Consider the following 2,498-nt stretch of genomic DNA (forward strand, 5'->3'; position numbering starts at 1 on the left):
ATTTTTTATTCTACCCCGTGCATCATCTTCTGTAATTTCTTCGAGAGAAGGAACAGAATCAACGAAGCAACACCGGACATTACGACGAATACCATAAAGAAATCATACATGGTAGCAATCTGATAACCAAAGATTGACTTCACTTTTCCGGCTTCCGGATAGAGCCCGCTCAACATTCCCGCAAATTTATTAGCTGTGGCAGTAGACAGATACCAGATTCCCATCATCAAGGAGGCGAAACGCAGCGGACTCAACTTATTTACCATTGAAAGTCCGATAGGCGACAAAGCTATTTCACCCATGGTATGAATAAAGTAAAGTCCTGTCAGCCAAATCATGCTCACTTTCACTCCGGGAACAGCATCTTTCACTCCGAAACAGATGAAAAGATAACCTAAAGAAAGGAGTAACAAACCAATCGCTTGTTTGGTAGGAGAAGCGGGTTCCATCTTTCGCTTGTTCAGGAAACCCCATACACCCGGCATGATATATGCCAGGACAACTACAAACAGGGGATTGAAGGATTGAAACCATGAAGCCGGCATTTCCCAACCGAAAATGTCACGATTCGTCTGTTCGGATGCGAAGAGAGTTAAAGAAGCTCCTGCCTGTTCGTAGGCTGCCCAAAAGAAGATGACAAAGAAGGCTACTATATAGATAACGAAAATACGGCTGCGTTCTATTTTGGTCAATGAACCGTCTAACAGGATCAGAACAGGGAAAACAATGCAGGCGGTAAAAATGCCGATACTCACCCAATCGCCTTCAAATGCATAGTTAAAAAAGGCTATTAAAGCAATGGTAAGAACTGTGATTACAAGGGTGTTACGTACTTTGGTACGTTTGTCCATCTTCGGGTGTGAGATATGGTCGGCCTTGTCTTCTTTCTTTTCACGTTTAGCATCGGGGATAATACCAATCGGTTCTCCGGAAGGAGAAAAAAGATATTTATTCTTTTGAGTCTCGAAAAGAACAACGGTGAACAGTGTCATGATTCCGGCTGCAAGAAATCCCCATTTAAAGTCATGCGGATCACCGGTATCACCCAGATAACCACAAATCAAAGGAGCAGCAAAAGAACCTACATTCACTCCCATATAAAAAATGGTGTATGCAGCATCCAGCCGCCTGTCTCCGGGTTCGTAGAGCTGACCTACCAGAGAAGAGACAGTAGGTTTGAAGCAACCATTGCCCAGAATCAAGAAGCCTAGTCCGCCATACATCATCCAGTGGGCAAGGTTCGTATTATCTAAAGTGGAAGCACTCATAAACATCAGGAATTGTCCGACTGCCATCATTACCGCTCCCCAAAACACGGAGCGACGGATTCCCCAATATTTATCGGCAATGTATCCGCCAATCAACGGGGTTAAATAAACTAATCCGGTATAGCTGCCGTAGATGGATGCTGCCGCTTCTTTGTCAAACAATAATGCCTGCGTCAGGAAAAGAATAAAGATCGCACGCATACCGTAGTAACTGAAACGTTCTGCCGTGCTTGTCGCGAAAATCAGATAAAGGCCTTTCGGATGCCCTTTCAATGCACTCATGAATTTATGTGTTTAGTAGTTTATGGGGTGCAAAGGTACAGAAAAAGTAGATTAGATGCTTCTCTTATCAAACAGAATAATAGGGGGAATAGTAAAAACGAGCATAAAAAATCCTACTGATCCACTTCATTACTTTTTTAGCAGTGTAAATAATAAAGTGGAGATCCATCTTAAATGTAGGTTAGCTACCACCTTAGCCAAAAGTAAATTCGACATTTTCGATACTGGCAAAAAGCATTCCTTCTCTTTTCCTCAAAAAGATTTTGTCTTCTCGGGCCAGCCAACCAATAGCGAGAGCTACGTCTTCAAACGTCAAACTTAATTCACGGCACAAATCGAACATTGAAAGTTCACCTTTTTCATTTAAGATGCGCCATACTTTCCCGGCATTCAAGCCAATTTTTGTCTTTTCCATCATGCAAACTTTAGAAGATTAAACAATCCGTTATTTAGATTCTAATTCATTGTGAGCACAGGAAATTAATGTGATGCACATTATCTATCTCCAAAGATAACATTTTTATCGGAAAACGGCAAATAATCAAAGGCTTAATCAGGGGAGGGGGCGTATCAAAAGTTTGTTCAAGAAGGTATGAAGATGAAGGAAACCGTAACCACACATGAGGCATATAGCTTAATAGTGCCTAATGTCGGCACTATACGACAATTTTGAAGTTGAGTTATTAATAGACAACTGAAGTCAGCTACTTAGTCAACTCCAGTCGACCATGTAGCCGACAGTAGTCATCTAAGTAGCCAACTACAGTTGGCTAATATCATGCCAACTATTTCAATCCGGTCTTCAATCATATTCATTCTCCTATGTCTTTCCATATTGAAGAAACACCTAAGCTTTTGCTTTGACCGGGCTTCTTTCTTAAGGGTGTGAACAGTGTGAGTAAGCGTCTCCGCGATTCTATATAGTGTATTAAAATAAAAAGGCTAATG

Annotated in this window: 2 protein-coding genes; both read right to left on the minus strand. The window is 41.5% G+C overall.

The window, feature by feature from the left end:
* Window positions 1–5 precede the first annotated feature (5 nt).
* Window positions 6–1,550: a peptide MFS transporter gene (locus ACT8YW_RS22910; RefSeq protein WP_444107248.1), complete on the minus strand. Its 1,545-nt coding sequence runs from the start codon at window positions 1,548–1,550 to the stop codon at window positions 6–8.
* A 193-nt stretch (window positions 1,551–1,743) separates the two neighbouring features.
* The gene (locus ACT8YW_RS22915) at window positions 1,744–1,968 is read right to left on the minus strand and encodes a winged helix-turn-helix domain-containing protein (protein WP_004301899.1); all 225 of its coding nucleotides are present in this window, start codon (window positions 1,966–1,968) and stop codon (window positions 1,744–1,746) included.
* Between the last annotated feature and the right edge of the window lie 530 nt (window positions 1,969–2,498).

It is taken from the genome of Bacteroides sp., assembly GCF_052357945.1.
Lineage (GTDB): Bacteria > Bacteroidota > Bacteroidia > Bacteroidales > Bacteroidaceae > Bacteroides.